Source organism: Lacrimispora sp. BS-2 (genome assembly GCF_040207125.1).
Lineage (GTDB): Bacteria > Bacillota > Clostridia > Lachnospirales > Lachnospiraceae > Lacrimispora.
Genome location: NZ_CP157940.1, coordinates 4,100,222 through 4,115,527 on the forward strand (window position 1 = coordinate 4,100,222; position 15,306 = coordinate 4,115,527).

A 15,306-nucleotide genomic window follows, 5' to 3' on the forward strand; every position below is an offset into this window, starting at 1 on the left:
GTAAATCAGGACAATTCATGATATGATTAAAGCCTGATGCTACAAATTGTTTTTGGGAGACCAGGATATATGGATAATAAAGAATTTTCAAATTTAGGAGACCAGATCAAGGATTCGGTGCAGAATGCCATTGACTCCATGGATTTTAACCAACTGAACAGAACCATATCCGATACGGTTAATTCTGCCTTAGAGGAAGCCAGAAGCCAGTTTATAAAGGGGGCGGAGTTTGGAAAGAACATATCGCCCGGCAGCTTTAGCAGCCAAAGAACGGTAAGAACGGAATCATACCGGAAGACTGAATGGAGCGGATCATCGGTCCAAAGGGGGAGTCATGAAGACGGGCCGGGCTACCGGGCGTTTCAGACCAGCCGGGATGTTCAGAAAAGAACCGGTGACGGGCAGAGTGAAGTGGTGCAGTTAAATCAGACGGGCCGTGTAGCAGGTATTTTGTATACGGTGTTTGGAAGTATTGGCATCGGCATAATCCTGATTCTGCTTTTTGTTGTCTGGATTGTGGCTCTGGTCGTGAAGCCGGTTATCTGGACAGTTGCGGGGGCAACCGTATTCTTACTCTTATTAGGCGGCGCCTCCGGTTTCATGCTCCGCACAGGAATCGCCATCCGGGACCGGTTAAAGAGGGCCAGGATTTATGCAAAGCAGTCAGGAAAGCGAATGTATTGCAGCATAGAGGAACTGGCAGTAAGCATTGGAAGATCCCGTGATTTTGTATTGAAGGACGTCCAAAAGATGATCAAGCTTAGAATTTTTAAGCAGGCTTATCTGGATGAACAGAAGACCTGTCTGATCTTAAGCGAATCCACTTACAGGCAGTATCTGGAATGCCAGAAGGCTCTTAAGGAGAGAGAGCTTGAAGATGCCAGAGAAAGAGAAAAGGAAGATGCTCCTTCTGAGGAAATAAAACAGATGATGGCCGCCGGCCAGAATTATTTAAGGATATTAAGGGAGGCAAATGATGCCATTCCGGGAGAAGTGATTTCCCAGAAGATCTCTAATCTGGAGCATGTGATCCGCAGGATTTTTGAATCCGTTTCCAGGCATCCGGTACGGATCGGGGAGATGGAGCGCTTTATGGAATATTACCTTCCAACAACAGTAAAGCTGGTAAATGCGTACCGTGATTTTGACAGCGTAGGGACCCAGGGAGCCAATATCTCTTCTGCAAAGGCTGAGATAGAGAGAACTCTTGACACGATAAACCAGGCCTTTGAGCGGCTGCTTGATGATCTTTACCAGGATGCCGCCTTAGATGTTTCCACAGATGCGTCAGTGATCCAGACTATGTTAAAAAAGGATGGCTGGGCGGAAAGTGATTTTACAGGAGGTATGAAGAATGAGTAAGGATATTGAAGAGATGTTAAAGGAAGCGCCGGAACTGACTTTGTCTCCCCTTAGTGCCGGCGGAGTGGAAGAATCCCGGCTGGTACAGACGGAAAGTGTTCTTAAAGAGGTGGAGGAAGTGCCGGCAGCCGACTTAACGCCGGAAGAAGAAAGACTAGTTACTGACTTTGCGGAAAAGATTGATTTAAGGGATTCCAATCTGATTCTTCAGTATGGAGCCGGAGCCCAGAAAAAGATTGCCGACTTCTCAGAAGCGGCCCTTGATAATGTAAAGTCCAAGGATCTGGGGGAAGTGGGACAGATCCTGTCAGAGGTGGTCGTAGAGCTTAAGAGCATTGAGGTGGAAGAAGAGGAAAAGGGTCTTTTCGGTTTTTTCAAAAAAAGTGTAAACCGGGTGGAAGGTATTAAGGCCAGGTATGCCACGGCAGAAACCAATGTAAACCAGATCTGCAAGGTCCTTCAGAATCATCAGATCCAGCTGTTAAAGGACATTGCCCTTCTGGATAAAATGTATGACTTAAACACTACGTATTTTAAAGAGCTTACCATGTATATCCTGGCGGGGAAAAAGAAGCTTGCCAAGGTGCAGCAGGAAGAACTGCCGGCACTTTTGGAACGGGCGGCAAAAACCGGGCTTCCGGAAGATGCCCAGGCAGCCAATGATTTATCTTCCATGCTGAACCGTTTTGAGAAGAAGCTTCATGACCTGGAGCTTACCCGCATGATATCCATTCAGATGGCTCCTCAGATCCGTCTGGTCCAGAACAATGATACCTTAATGACGGAAAAGATACAGTCCACCCTGGTGAACACCATTCCTTTGTGGAAGAGCCAGATGGTGCTTGCCATCGGAATCAGTCATTCCGAGCAGGCGGCAAAGGCTCAGCGGGAAGTGACGGATATGACTAACGAGCTTTTGAAGAAGAATGCAGAAGTATTAAAGACTGCCACCATTCAGACTGCAAAGGAATCAGAACGGGGAATCGTTGACATGGAGACACTTAAGAAAACCAATGAATCCCTTATAACGACTTTGGATGAAGTGGTTCGGATCCAGGCGGAGGGCAGGACAAAACGCCGGGAAGCAGAAGTGGAATTAAGCCGGATGGAAGGCGAGCTGAAATCCAAGCTTTTACAGCTTAGTAAATAATAAAGGTAAAAAAGACTTACAACAGAAAATTAATTTTTCTGTTGTAAGTCTTTTTTAGTCGTGCTATAATAACATAACACTTTACCATGACACACTGTCAGAGTACGGTATGTGATTTTAATGCAAAGGAATGATGAAAGATGGGGTTAGACCTGTAAAAGCCACGTTGTTCATTGTCAAAAGATACAGCGTGATTTATCGACTCCAAGGCCTGCATTGATTTTTTATGAGGCAGAACATGGACATTTTGTCCTGTTTCAGGAATGAATCCGGCAATTTGCCGGACAAAGCAGACGATTAGAGGATAATGGAGGAGATAAAATATGTTGAATTATCAAAGATATAAAAGAGTACCGGTAGTCAGCTATCCGGAGAGACAATGGCCGTGCAATGAGATTAAGAAGGCGCCGATCTGGTGCAGTGTTGATTTAAGGGATGGAAACCAGGCTCTTACGGAGCCTATGGTTGTGGAAGAGAAGATCGAGATGTTCGATCTCCTGATCCGATTAGGCTTTAAAGAGATTGAGGTCGGTTTTCCGGCAGCTTCCCAGATTGAATTTGATTTCTTAAGGCAGCTTGTGGAGCGAAAACTGATTCCTGATGACGTGGTCATCCAGGTTTTGGTTCAGTGCAGGGAGCATCTGATCAAGAGGACTTTTGAAGCCCTTCAGGGAGTTAAGAAGGCGATTGTACATATCTACAATTCCACTTCAACTCTTCAGCGGGATGTAGTTTTTGGCAAGGGAAGGGAAGAGATTAGGGAGATCGCTATAAAGGGTACGGAATGGGTAAAGCAGTATATGCAGGAATTTGACGGTGAAGTGATTCTTGAATATTCACCGGAAAGCTTTACAGGAACAGAGCTGGATTTTGCTCTGGATATTTGTACAGCTGTCCAGAAAACCTGGGAAGCATCACCGGAAAAGAAAATTATCTTCAACCTTCCTTCTACTGTGGAGATGACCACTCCTAACGTTTATGCAGATCAGATCGAATGGATGAACACTCATTTCAAGAACCGTGACAGCATTATTTTAAGCGTACATCCCCACAATGACCGGGGAACCGGAATTGCAGCCACAGAGCTTGCCCTGTTAGCAGGTGCAGATCGGGTGGAGGGCACGCTTTTAGGAAACGGCGAACGGACCGGAAATGTGGATGTTTTAACAGTCGCATATAACATGTTCTCTCACGGAATCAATCCGGAACTTCATATTGAAAATATCCGTGAGATCGTTGACATCTATGAGCGTTGTACCAAGATGGAAGTGGAGCCAAGACATCCATATGCAGGAAAGCTTGTCTTTACCGCTTTTTCCGGTTCCCACCAGGATGCCATCAACAAAGGCATGCAGGCCATGCGGGACAGAAAGAATGTTTACTGGGAGGTTCCTTACCTTCCCATCGATCCGTCGGACATTGGCAGGCAGTATGAGCCTATCGTGCGGATCAACAGCCAGTCCGGCAAGGGCGGCGTAGCATTTGTCATGGATACCTTCTACGGCTTCAAGCTTCCAAAGGGTATGCATAAGGAGTTTGCAGATGTGATCCAGGCGATTTCCGAAAAGCAGGGTGAGGTTGCTCCTGAGCAGATCATGGAAGAGTTTAAGAGCAACTACTCAGAGAAGAAAGAGCCCATCCATTTCCGCAAATCCCAGATTACGGAAGCAGATGACGATACGGCATTCTCCACGGCGGCAAAAGTCCGCTACACCGATCACGGCGTAGAGAAAATCTTTGAAGGCGTTGGAAACGGACCTATTGATGCGGTACAAAAAGGGCTGGAAAAAGAACTTGGCATTGAGATCAGGGTTCTGGACTACTACGAACATGCCCTTACTTCAGGATCCGGAGCACAGGCGGCCTCCTATATTCACCTCCTTGATGTGAAGACAGGAAAAGCTACCTATGGTGTGGGTATCAGTTCCAACATTACAAGAGCGTCTATCCGCGGAATCTTCAGTGCGGTCAACCGGTTATTCTATTCATAACATAAAGGGGTCAGCCTTTGATAAAGGCTGGCCCTGTTTTTATGTTCTGGGGGGATTTTCCATAAAACCCGGGATTTTGCAAGAAGAATTTACTTTTCCCGGTGACTTTAGTATAATGGAGACAGTTTATAACCGAGACAGGAGAATGGAGCTATGAAAAAGTATGATTATGTGCTGGTAGGCAGCGGCCTTTATTCCGGTGTATTTGCATATCTAGTCGGCAAAAAAGGAAAAAAGTGTCTTGTGGTAGAGAAAAGAAACCACATCGGAGGCAACATTTACTGCGAAGAAATAGAAGGGATCCACGTACACAGCTACGGAGCCCATATTTTCCATACCAGCAACCGTAAGGTCTGGCAGTTCGTAAATGAACTGGCAGAGTTTAACCGCTATACCAACAGCCCGGTGGCAAATTTTAAGGGTGAAATGTATAACATGCCCTTTAATATGAATACCTTCAGCAAGATGTGGGGGATATCTACTCCGGCAGAGGCAAAGGCTATCATCGAGGAGCAGAAGGCGTCTGTTACCGGGGAGCCTGAAAACCTGGAGGAGCAGGCCATCAGCCTTGTGGGTACGGATATTTATGAAAAGCTGGTAAAGGGGTATACGGAAAAGCAGTGGGGCAGGGATTGTAAGGAGCTTCCGGCCTTTATCATCAAGCGCCTTCCCGTGCGTTTTACCTATGATAATAACTATTTTAATGACTTATACCAGGGTATCCCCATCGGAGGATACAATGTGATCATGGAAAAGCTTCTTGAAGGATGCGATGTGGAAACAGGCGTTGATTATCTGGAAAATAAGGAGTATTATGACGGGCTGGGAGAAAAGGTCGTATATACAGGAACCATAGATGGTTACTATGGGTATCAGTACGGCAAGTTGGAATACAGGAGCCTGCGGTTTGAGACAGAGGTCGTGGATACGGATAATTACCAGGGCGTAGCTGTGGTCAACTACACGGACCGGGAAACACCTTACACCAGGATCATTGAGCATAAGCATTTTGAATTCGGGACCCAGCCAAAATCTGTAATTACCCGGGAATATCCGGTGGACTGGAGCGAGGGAATGGAGCCATATTATCCGGTTAATAATGAAAGAAATCAGGAATTATATTTAAAATATGCCGCACTGGCTGAGAAAGAAGACCAGGTGATTTTCGGCGGACGGTTAGGTGAATATAAATACTACGATATGGACAAGGTCATTGAATCAGCCATGAGCCGGGTAGAAAAGGAATTGGGTTAATCCTGCTTACGGGCCAAGCTGTTTACTTTTTATGGCGGATATAGTACAATACTACGGAACCAGGGCTGGAATTGCAATGCCCTGAAACGTGGGTCAACTGGAGGAATCTATGAACGTTGTATACGCTTCCAACGATAATTATGCCAGACATCTGGCCGTATCCCTTTATTCCCTTTTGGATCATAACAGGGACATGGGAGACATCCATATATATGTTTTATCCATGAGCCTTTCAGAAGGGACGAAAGAACGGCTTAAGACCGTGGCAGACGGGTTTGGACGTGAGCTGACGGTCGTAGAGCTGGGAAATTTAAAGGAGCGCTTTTCTTATGAGGTGGATACGGGCGGCTTTGATTTAAGTATTATGGCCCGGCTGTTCGTAGGAGAGGTTCTCCCGGAGGAGACAGACCGGGTGCTGTATTTAGACTGTGATACAGTGGTGCTTTCCTCTTTAAGAAGGCTGTGGGAAACGGATTTGAAGTCTTTCCTTTTAGGTGCGGTGATGGAGCCTACCATATACCCTTCCATTAAAGAAGATATCGGTCTTTTGCCGTCAGAGCCTTATTATAATTCCGGCGTCCTTCTCATTGATATGAACCGTTGGAGGGAGGAAAACGCCCAGAAGCTGCTTCTGGATTTTTACTGCTCCAAGGGAGGCAAGCTGTTTGCAGGGGATCAGGACACCATTAACGGAGCACTGAAGGGGAGGATCAAGCCATTGTCTCCCAGGTATAACTTTTTTACTAATTACCGCTATTACCGGTACAGCCATCTGGTAGGGCTGTCCCCTGTTTATGGAAAGCTTGGGTCAAAAGGGTTTAAAGAGGCAAAGAAACATCCTGCCATCCTGCATTTTATGGGGGATGAAAGACCCTGGAAAGTAGGGAATTTAAACCATTACCGCAGGGCTTACGACTATTATCTCTCCCTTACCCCATGGGCAGGAACGCCGAAGGAAAAGGGAAGCCGGCTTTATATGGCCGCCTATCATCTGATGGATTACGCCACCTTTATATGTCCGCCTGTGAGGGATTTTGTAAGCGCCAGGTTTGGAATGCAGGTGATCAATTCCAGAAAGGGTTCTTAAAGAGGAGCAGATATGAACATTAGCTGTATCATTCTCAATTATAATGACGCGGAAACCACCATAAGTCTGGTAAATTCCATGGTAAATTATGAAATCCTGGATTCCATTATAATCGTGGACAACTGTTCCACCGATGATTCTGCCTTAAGACTTCAAACGGTTGCCGGTGGAAAGGTTCATTTTATCTCCACGGAAAAAAACGGAGGATACGGTTATGGCAATAATCAGGGAATCCGGTATGCTTATGGGACCCTTCACGCTTCCCATGTGCTGATAGCAAATCCTGATGTAAAGGTCACAGAGGAATGCATACAGGCCATGAAGGATTCCTTTTTAAAGATAAGCCGGCTGGGAGTTGCGGCGGCAGTCACCAGGGATGGGACAGGAAAGGTGGCGCTGTCAAGCTGGCGTCTTAACGGTCTTTTAGGAGACCTTTTGGATACCGGCCTTATTACCAGACGGATTTTTGCACCCTGGCTTAATGACCGGCCGGAATTAAAGACGGATTCTAAAAAGGAGCGGTACGTTTACGTAGATGCCGTGCTTGGCTCTCTTTTTATGGCGGATATTCATGCCCTGATGGAATGCGGTCTTTATGATGAAGATGTTTTTCTATATTATGAAGAGAAAATTCTCGGATTTCAGATGAAGAAAAAGGGGTACGGAACAGTGCTTCTCCTGAATAAGTCCTATGTACATCTTCATTCTGTGTCCATTAATAAGAATGTGAAATCCATTTTAAAGAAGCAGGCCCTTCTTCATAAGAGCAAGCTTCACTATTATAAAAAATATCTGGGAATCAACCGGTTCCAGGAATGTCTGGTAAAGGCTTTCCTGGCATTTCTCATGGCTGAAATCTGGTTTCTGACTGAGATCCTGGGATTGTCCTGGTAAGTTTTGCCCAAAAAGCATGGGCGGGAAGAGGAAAGAGGGAAGGCTTATGGTGTCGGTGCTTCTTGCATCCTACAACGGAGAAAAATATATACGGGAGCAGCTGGATTCCATTATAGGCCAGACATTTTCTGATCTGTCCGTCGTGATTTCCGATGATCTTTCTACAGATGGGACTCCTGCCATTATCCGGGAATATGAAGAGCAACATCCTGGCCGGGTAAGGAGTTTAAAGAACAGGGAAAGGTCTGGCAGCGCCCAGAATAATTTCTTTCGCCTGCTGACTTCGGTGTCTGATGAGTATGTCATGCTTTGTGACCAGGATGATGTGTGGCTTCCAGATAAGACAGAAATCACTTTGAGGGAAATGAAGCGGCTGGAGGCGGAATGGGGAGCAGAGGTTCCCCTGCTGGTCCACGGAGATTTATCGGTTACCGATAAGACGGGCAATATTCTTCACAAATCCATGGCAGAATACCAGAAGATCGCGGTTCATGATAACCGGTTCAGTCATTATCTGGTTGAGAACAACATTACCGGGAATACGGTCATGATCAACAGGGCCTTTTTGCGGTTCTTTGCTGAGATTCCAAAGGAATGCGTCATGCATGACTGGTGGCTGGGACTTCTGGCAAGCTGTTTTGGAAGAATATCCTACATTGACCGTCCCCTGGTCTTATACCGGCAGCATGGGGAAAATCAGATGGGATCTAAAAGCGGTAAGGAGCAGTATGCGGAGCGGATCCTGAATCAGGACAGGATCCGGGAAAATTACAGGAAAATGTTTGTGCAGGCACAGATGTTTTTAAAACTCTATGGAAATCAGATGTCCAGGGAGCAGAAAGCGGTTCTGGAGCATTTTACCGGACTGCCCGGAAAAAACAGAGTGGAAAAGATTTATACTATTTGGAAATACAAATTAATGAAAAGCACCCATATGCGGACGCTGGGCCAGATGTTTTCCATCTGACCGGGAAATGGAGGATAACGCATGGATAATAAAGAGGATATATTAGTGACGAGGGCTTCCATGCCTTCCTATGAAGAATTTATAGAAGAGATACGCCCCATCTGGGAAACAGCCTGGATGACTAATATGGGGGAATTTCATGAAAAACTAATGGAGCAGTTAAAGGAGTACTTAAAGGTACAAAAGCTTCTTTTGTTTGTCAACGGGCATATGGCTCTTGAAATGGCGCTGCAGGCCATGAATCTGTCCGGCGAGGTGATCACCACCCCGTTTTCTTTTGCTTCCACCACCCATGCCATTGTAAGAAATAACTTAACTCCGGTATTCTGCGATATCCGCGAAGAGGATTATACCATTGATCCGGATAAGATCGAAGAACTGATTACGGAAAAGACAACCGCCATTTTACCGGTTCATGTTTATGGAAATATCTGTGATGTAGATAAAATTGAAAAAATCGCGAAAAAACATAATTTAAAGGTAATTTATGATGCTGCCCATGCCTTTGGAGTAGAAGTTAATGGGAGAGGCATCGGGACCTACGGTGACGCTTCCATGTTCAGCTTTCATGCCACAAAGGTATATAATACCATTGAAGGCGGAGCTGTGACCTTTCAGGATCCTTCCCTGGAGATTTTGTTCAACTATTTGAAAAATTTCGGCATCACCGGAAAGGAAACCGTGGAGTACATCGGCGGCAATGCCAAAATGAATGAGTTTCAGGCGGCTATGGGTATATGCAACCTTCGCCATGTGAATGATAACATCGAAAAACGCAGGCTTGTGGCAGAACGGTACCGGGAGCATTTGACGGGGATTCCGGGGATTCGCCTGATAGAACCAAAAGAAGGGATCCGCCAGAATTATGCGTATTTTCCTGTTGCCTTTGACGGTTTTTCATTAACAAGGAATGAGGTGTATGAGCTGCTGGCCTCTCATCACATCTTTGCCAGAAAGTATTTTTATCCTCTGATCACTGACTTTGAATGCTATCGGGAGCGGTTTTCAGATATACATCTTCCTGTGGCAAAAAAGGCGGCGGACAGCGTTTTGACCCTGCCCTTATATGCAGAACTTTCCCTGGATCAGGTTGACCGCATCTGTGCCATAATTTTAAGTGCCAGATAGGAGGAAAGGAAGCAACCATAAATGATGTCATAATATATACGCTCTGGGCAATACGGAAATAGGGAGGAAACCCTTTACAGGGATTCCATATGCCCTGAGAAACAGAGTGGAAAAGAGGAAATTATGAATACAGCATTGGTGACTGCAATCGGGTCATTTTCAGCAGATATTGTAATAAAAAATTTGAAAAAAGGCGGTCTAAGGGTAGTTGGCTGTGATATTTATCCGGAAGAATGGATTGCAGATTCCGGGAATGTGGCATCCTTTTACCAGGTTCCCCTTGCAACAGACGAGAAAAGGTATGTGGACTCCATCCTGAAAATCTGCAGGAAGGAACAGGCAAAGATGCTCATCGTTCTCACGGATATAGAGGTAGACCTGTGGAACCGCCACAGGGACGAACTCTCCTTAGCTTCGGTGACATTATGTCTGTCATCGGAGGAAACCCTTCTTCTATGCAGGGATAAAAGGAAGTTATGCCATTTTCTTACGGAAAAAGGCATTGGTAATCCCATTCCCACTCTGGAGCTTTCAGAAGCAGATCCGGAGCGGCTTTCTTATCCGGCGGTTATCAAGCCATTTAACGGAAGAAGCAGTCAGGGGCTTCGCTATATCCATTCCCTTGAAGAGATGAAGGGCTTTTTGGAATGCACAAGTCCTGAGGGGCTGATCGTACAGCCCTATTATCAGGGAAGCATCGTTACCGTGGACGTGGTAAGGCAGGCGGAAACAGGTGAGAGCGCAGCTGTGTGCCGAAAGGAGCTTTTGCGGACCCCCAATGGGGCAGGGACCTCGGTGCTTGTGTTTTTGGATCCCGTTCTGGAAGCCGTGTGCAGGGAAATAGCCAATGCTCTTAATATCAACGGCTGTGTGAATTTTGAGTTCATTCAGGCAGAGGATGGATCGTATCATATGCTGGAATGCAATCCCCGTTTTTCCGGCGGCGTAGAGTTTTCCTGTCTGGCAGGATATGACTGTGTTACCAACCATTTAAGATGCTTTAACGGAGAGTCCATAGAACCGTTACAGGGAATTACGGGCATGTATATTGCTAGAAAGTATGAGGAATATATTATGGAAAGTAAAAAGCACTTACCATAATCGGATGGACGGGCTAAAAAACAGCCCTTTTATCTAAACTTGCGTTGCAAGTTCAGATAACTATATTATGGAAAGTAAAAAGCACTTACCATAATCGGATGGACGGGCTAAAAGCAGCCCTTTTATCTTCACTTGCGTTGCAAGTGAAGATAAGCTATATTACAAAAGCAGATACAGGAAAGGACGGAGAGGAATGAACAGCAGTTCCGAATCAAAAATAATGGCCAGTATTAACTGCGTGACCTTTAATCATAAAGCTTATATCAGGCAGGCCCTGGACAGCTTTCTCATGCAAAAAACAGATTTTGAATTTGAAATTCTGGTTCATGACGACGCGTCCACCGATGGAACAGGGGATATTTTAAGAGAATATGAATCAAAATACCCGGATAAAGTGAGACCCCTCATACAGACGGAGAACCAGTATTCTCAGGGAATTGACAATATCAGCGGAGCGTTTAATTTCCCACGGGCCAGAGGAAAATACATTTTCATGTGCGACGGAGATGATTACTGGACTTCACCGGATAAGATGCAAAAGCAGGTGGATTACATGGAGGCCCATCCGGACTGCACCCTTTGCATACACAGTGCTAAAATCGAACTGGTGGGAAGGGCTCTGACGGAAAGACAGATGCGTCCTTACCGGGGGAACCGGGTGATCACGCCGGAGGAGATCGTGGATAAGCCTTCCGGTTATGCCATGTCCTCCATGGCATTTCCCTCCCGCCTTGTAAAGGAACTTCCGGATTACTATGTGGATTGTCCGGTGGGAGATACTCCCTTACAGATGATAGCAGCTGCAAATGGATACGGCTATTACATGGATGAGCCCATGAGCGCTTACCGGGTGGGAGTAGCAGGCTCCTGGACCATGGATGGCAAAAGTGGGAATTATGCCAGGAAGCAGAGGATTTACTGGGAACGGATGAAACAGGTGTACGAGGAATTTAACGCTGCCACAGAGGGCAGTTTAAGGGAAGCAGCGGACAGCGCGGCAAAACGGACTTATTATCATACCATGGTCAATACCAGGCAGTTTACGGAGATCATGAATCCGGAATACCGTAAATATTATAAGGAATTGACGCCAAGAACCAGGTTTTTTATTCAGGCCGAATACCGGGCTCCGGGAGCTTACGGGCTGTTAAGGAAGATATTCCTTGGAAAGAAAGGGTAAGAAAGCAAAAGCATGGGCAGGATCCGGTAATTTCGGTTCCTGCCCATGTGTTATATCGTTATAAAGCTGCCTGTCCCAGGTTATCTTGCAATATTGGGATCAGTAGGATCCCAGGTCTGGGTATCAGGTATGATCTGTTCAATGGCCGGTCTCTCATATGGTCCTGGAACCAGTGATTCGTAAATCGTAACGGTAGTTCCAAGAGCGCAATGGTCATATACCCATTTGGCATCTCCGGAGAGGAGACGGACGCAGCCGGCTGACTGAGCAATGCTCATATAATTATAAGTCATCGGATCCAGCGTCATATTATTGGGCTTGCTGTACAGTATGGAATGAATTAAGAAGCCCTTCCAGATGCGGGTTGCATACTGGGTAAAGATTCCGTGGTTCATATCTCTCCAGCGGTATTTTTCCGGAGTCTGGAATGTTCCAAGAGGGGTATCCGGTCCGGTGGAGGTCAAAAAGGATTTTACCGGAATGATAAATCCGTTGTTCCCATCTTTGGCGAAGATGGTCATACAGTTCATGGTCTTGTTGATGCTGATAAGGAATGGTCCTTTTCCGCCGATAACAGGCTCTAAGTCAGAGAGCATTCTTCCGGATTCATCGAAATAATATTTGTAGCCGTCAAGGTACTGCCAGCCGGTCACGGGATAGGAATCCTGGAAATAGTAGCGCTCATTGCCTGCCCATGCCCAGCCGGTAAAGGCTGTGCCGTCGCCGTTAAAGTAGCGGAGACCGCCGTCGATCTGCCGCATTCCGTCTGGGACAGCGGAAACCAAAGGCTTATCCGTGGCATAGGGGAATTGAGAATTCTTGGCGTAGAAGGCCATTCTCAGCCCTGTTATGTAGTGGCCGGTTCCCATGGTTCCTGTGGTGGTTCCGTTCTTGGCCCAGTCCATCGTGGTTCCATCTTCCAGCTGAGCAGTATAGTAGAGGTCGAACTGGTTATTCACATAACCGGAAAACCGCATCTGTACTGCTTCGATGTTTATGTCATTGGCATAATTGGTAGTCTGCTGCCCGTTTAAGACCCATGGAGACCAGCCGGTGCTGGAGGTATAGGTCCTGTAAAGCACGTTTCCTACAATGTTTGTGAGGAAGGTAGATAATCCGTGAAAGCCCTGTCCGTCATTTGTGATCCATGCATCGTTTACAAAAGGCTGTGACCAGTTGCTGTCACCGACCATAACTGTAGTCTGGAGACGTGGGAAATTGGCCTTTAAAGCTTCCTGGGCTGCTCTGGTGGCTTCATCCACCACGCCGTCCTCGCCGCTGCCTTCCCCTTCTTTTCCAATGTCTATGCCGGCATTTGCCAAAGCGGTTTCTGCTTCTTCCTTGGTTACGCCCCCCTGTGTCTGGGTTTCTGTCTGGGCTTGGGTCTCAGACTGCCCTTCGCTCTGACTGATGGGGACACCATTCTTAAATCCCGGTCCATATGCTTCTTCTGCCCATGCAAGGGAAGCCTGTCCGGAAACAAGAGCAGCCGTAAGGCAGAGTACCATCAGGCTGCGTGTCAGTTTACGCATAATATATAACCTCCTGAATTCTTATAAATAAAAAGTATATTCCCTTATACTTTAACACAATCAGGCCTAAAATGCTATAGACGATTTACAATTATTGGGGAATATAGTACAATAAGGCGGAAATGTAAATTGGTAAAGCAAGGAGAAAAGCCAGTATGTACCAGGAAAATATGAAAAATAAAGTCCTTTCCGGCCTGTTCTGGAAAGTGATGGAAAACGGGGGCACCCAGGGTATTCAGTTCCTTGTATCGGTTCTGCTGGCCAGGATGCTGACGCCGGCAGAGTCCGGAGAAGTCATGCTCATTATGATATTCATTACCATTGGAAATGTGTTTGTTCAAAGCGGTGTTAATACCTCCCTGATCCAGAAACGGACGGTGGATGAGGTGGATTATTCTTCTGCATTTTATATCAGCGGAGCCATCGCTTTTGTTTTATATGTGATCCTCTTTTTTTCGGCTCCGGCCATAGCTTCTTTTTACGGACAGCCTGTTTTTACACCGGTGCTCCGGATCCTTTCTGTGACCCTGTTTTTTGGTGCCTTTACCTCTGTCCAGTCTGCAGTGGTCGCCAGGAATATGGAGTTTCGGAAGCTTTGTCTGGCAAGCCTTTTTGCCGCTCTCTGCTCCGGTATCATCGGCGTTTTTCTGGCAGCCAGGGGGCTGGGGCTGTGGGCCCTTGCCATGCAGCAGTTTTTTTACAGCTTTTTCTTAATGATCATGCTGACAATTCTGGTGAAGTGGAGGCCAAGGCTCCTGTTTTCCATTAAAAAGGCGGGAGAACTGTTTTCCTATGGCTGGAAAATACTTTGTTCCGGCCTTATTGATACGGTATTTAATAATGTTTACGGGCTAGTCATCGGGAAATTATATAATTCCGCCATGATGGGGCAATACTCAAGGGGAAACCAGTTTCCTGCCTTGATTGCCAATAATCTTGGGGCAGCTATCCAGTCGGTCATGCTTCCGGCTTTTTCTGCCAGCCAAGAGGACAAGGAGAGGTTAAAGCGCATGGTGAGAAGGTCTATAGTCACCAGCTCTTACCTGGTATTTCCCATGATGGCAGGTTTGATCGCTGTAGCGGAGCCTATGGTAAAGCTGCTTTTGACGGACAGGTATCTGCCCTGTGTGCCCATGCTCCGGATGCTGTGCGTAGCTTATGCGACCTGGCCCCTTCATGTGGCAAATTTGCAGGCCATTAATGCCCTGGGGAAAAGTGAGGTATTCCTCAAGCTGGAAATAATAAAGAAGGCGATCGGCATGGCTGCTCTTCTCATCAGCATCCCCTTTGGGATATATACCATGGTGGCTTTAAGGGCAGTGACCGATTTTATCTGTACCTTTATCAATGCGTATCCCAATAAAAAGCTCTTAAACTACAGCTTTTTCGAGCAGTGGAAGGATGTACTTCCTTCTCTTCTTCTGTCAGCGGTGATGTGCCTCATTTCATACGGAATGCAATATGTAATAGAAGGAACTCTTTTAACCCTGATCGTCCAGATTCTTGTAGGAGTCGCTGTTTATGCAGGGCTTTCCTGGCTGTTCCGGCTGGAGCCTTTTTTGTACCTGTGCCGTATTTCAGGAATCATAAAACAGTAGGCAGGGTGGTTTTAAGTTTACTTTTCAGGCCGGATATTGTAGAATAAAGGGACATTGTGAGG

12 protein-coding genes are annotated in these 15,306 nt (G+C 46.3%); 11 read left to right on the forward strand and 1 reads right to left on the reverse strand.

Annotation, left to right across the window (positions count from 1 at the left end):
- Window positions 1-69 precede the first annotated feature (69 nt).
- From ABFV83_RS19235 to ABFV83_RS19280, 10 genes are all read left to right on the forward strand, one after another.
- Window positions 70-1,362, forward strand: coding sequence for a 5-bromo-4-chloroindolyl phosphate hydrolysis family protein (locus tag ABFV83_RS19235; protein WP_349946163.1), 1,293 nt, complete (start codon window positions 70-72; stop codon window positions 1,360-1,362).
- Window positions 1,355-2,512 (forward strand): toxic anion resistance protein, encoded by a 1,158-nt coding sequence (locus ABFV83_RS19240; protein WP_349946165.1) that lies wholly within the window; start codon window positions 1,355-1,357, stop codon window positions 2,510-2,512. Before ABFV83_RS19235 ends, ABFV83_RS19240 begins: the two co-directional genes overlap by 8 nt.
- 323 nt (window positions 2,513-2,835) lie before the next feature.
- On the forward strand, window positions 2,836-4,503 hold the full coding sequence (leuA, locus tag ABFV83_RS19245; RefSeq protein WP_349946167.1) for a 2-isopropylmalate synthase: 1,668 nt from the start codon (window positions 2,836-2,838) through the stop codon (window positions 4,501-4,503).
- Between the two features lie 153 nt (window positions 4,504-4,656).
- On the forward strand, window positions 4,657-5,757 hold the full coding sequence (gene glf / locus ABFV83_RS19250; RefSeq protein ID WP_349946169.1) for a UDP-galactopyranose mutase: 1,101 nt from the start codon (window positions 4,657-4,659) through the stop codon (window positions 5,755-5,757).
- 109 nt (window positions 5,758-5,866) lie between these two features.
- A complete protein-coding gene (locus ABFV83_RS19255; RefSeq protein ID WP_349946171.1) occupies window positions 5,867-6,844 on the forward strand; it encodes a glycosyltransferase family 8 protein in 978 nt (325 codons plus the stop codon).
- 12 nt (window positions 6,845-6,856) lie between these two features.
- On the forward strand, window positions 6,857-7,738 hold the full coding sequence (locus tag ABFV83_RS19260; RefSeq protein WP_349946172.1) for a glycosyltransferase: 882 nt from the start codon (window positions 6,857-6,859) through the stop codon (window positions 7,736-7,738).
- 46 nt (window positions 7,739-7,784) lie between these two features.
- A complete protein-coding gene (locus tag ABFV83_RS19265; protein WP_349946174.1) occupies window positions 7,785-8,705 on the forward strand; it encodes a glycosyltransferase family 2 protein in 921 nt (306 codons plus the stop codon).
- Window positions 8,706-8,726: 21 nt separating this feature from the next.
- Window positions 8,727-9,833, forward strand: a complete 1,107-nt coding sequence (locus tag ABFV83_RS19270; RefSeq protein WP_349946176.1) for a DegT/DnrJ/EryC1/StrS family aminotransferase — start codon at window positions 8,727-8,729, stop codon at window positions 9,831-9,833.
- 123 nt (window positions 9,834-9,956) lie between these two features.
- On the forward strand, window positions 9,957-10,934 hold the full coding sequence (locus tag ABFV83_RS19275) for an ATP-grasp domain-containing protein (protein WP_349946178.1): 978 nt from the start codon (window positions 9,957-9,959) through the stop codon (window positions 10,932-10,934).
- Between the two features lie 193 nt (window positions 10,935-11,127).
- On the forward strand, window positions 11,128-12,114 hold the full coding sequence (locus ABFV83_RS19280) for a glycosyltransferase (RefSeq protein WP_349946180.1): 987 nt from the start codon (window positions 11,128-11,130) through the stop codon (window positions 12,112-12,114).
- 80 nt (window positions 12,115-12,194) lie between these two features.
- Here ABFV83_RS19280 and ABFV83_RS19285 read toward each other — a convergent pair whose 3' ends face one another.
- On the reverse strand, window positions 12,195-13,646 hold the full coding sequence (locus ABFV83_RS19285) for a L,D-transpeptidase family protein (protein ID WP_349946182.1): 1,452 nt from the start codon (window positions 13,644-13,646) through the stop codon (window positions 12,195-12,197).
- A 155-nt stretch (window positions 13,647-13,801) separates the two neighbouring features.
- On the opposite strand from ABFV83_RS19285, the gene ABFV83_RS19290 reads away from it, so the two are divergent.
- Entirely contained in the window at window positions 13,802-15,244 is a 1,443-nt protein-coding gene (locus tag ABFV83_RS19290) for a lipopolysaccharide biosynthesis protein (protein WP_349946184.1), read from the forward strand.
- The last annotated feature ends 62 nt before the right edge of the window (window positions 15,245-15,306 follow it).

Coding starts and splice junctions, on each gene's coding strand:
- ABFV83_RS19235 (WP_349946163.1), top strand. CDS start 70: ATGGATAATAAAGAATTTTCAAATTTAGGAGACCAGATCAAGGATTCG.
- ABFV83_RS19240 (WP_349946165.1), top strand. CDS start 1,355: ATGAGTAAGGATATTGAAGAGATGTTAAAGGAAGCGCCGGAACTGACT.
- leuA (WP_349946167.1), top strand. CDS start 2,836: ATGTTGAATTATCAAAGATATAAAAGAGTACCGGTAGTCAGCTATCCG.
- glf (WP_349946169.1), top strand. CDS start 4,657: ATGAAAAAGTATGATTATGTGCTGGTAGGCAGCGGCCTTTATTCCGGT.
- ABFV83_RS19255 (WP_349946171.1), top strand. CDS start 5,867: ATGAACGTTGTATACGCTTCCAACGATAATTATGCCAGACATCTGGCC.
- ABFV83_RS19260 (WP_349946172.1), top strand. CDS start 6,857: ATGAACATTAGCTGTATCATTCTCAATTATAATGACGCGGAAACCACC.
- ABFV83_RS19265 (WP_349946174.1), top strand. CDS start 7,785: ATGGTGTCGGTGCTTCTTGCATCCTACAACGGAGAAAAATATATACGG.
- ABFV83_RS19270 (WP_349946176.1), top strand. CDS start 8,727: ATGGATAATAAAGAGGATATATTAGTGACGAGGGCTTCCATGCCTTCC.
- ABFV83_RS19275 (WP_349946178.1), top strand. CDS start 9,957: ATGAATACAGCATTGGTGACTGCAATCGGGTCATTTTCAGCAGATATT.
- ABFV83_RS19280 (WP_349946180.1), top strand. CDS start 11,128: ATGAACAGCAGTTCCGAATCAAAAATAATGGCCAGTATTAACTGCGTG.
- ABFV83_RS19285 (WP_349946182.1), bottom strand. CDS start 13,646: ATGCGTAAACTGACACGCAGCCTGATGGTACTCTGCCTTACGGCTGCT.
- ABFV83_RS19290 (WP_349946184.1), top strand. CDS start 13,802: ATGTACCAGGAAAATATGAAAAATAAAGTCCTTTCCGGCCTGTTCTGG.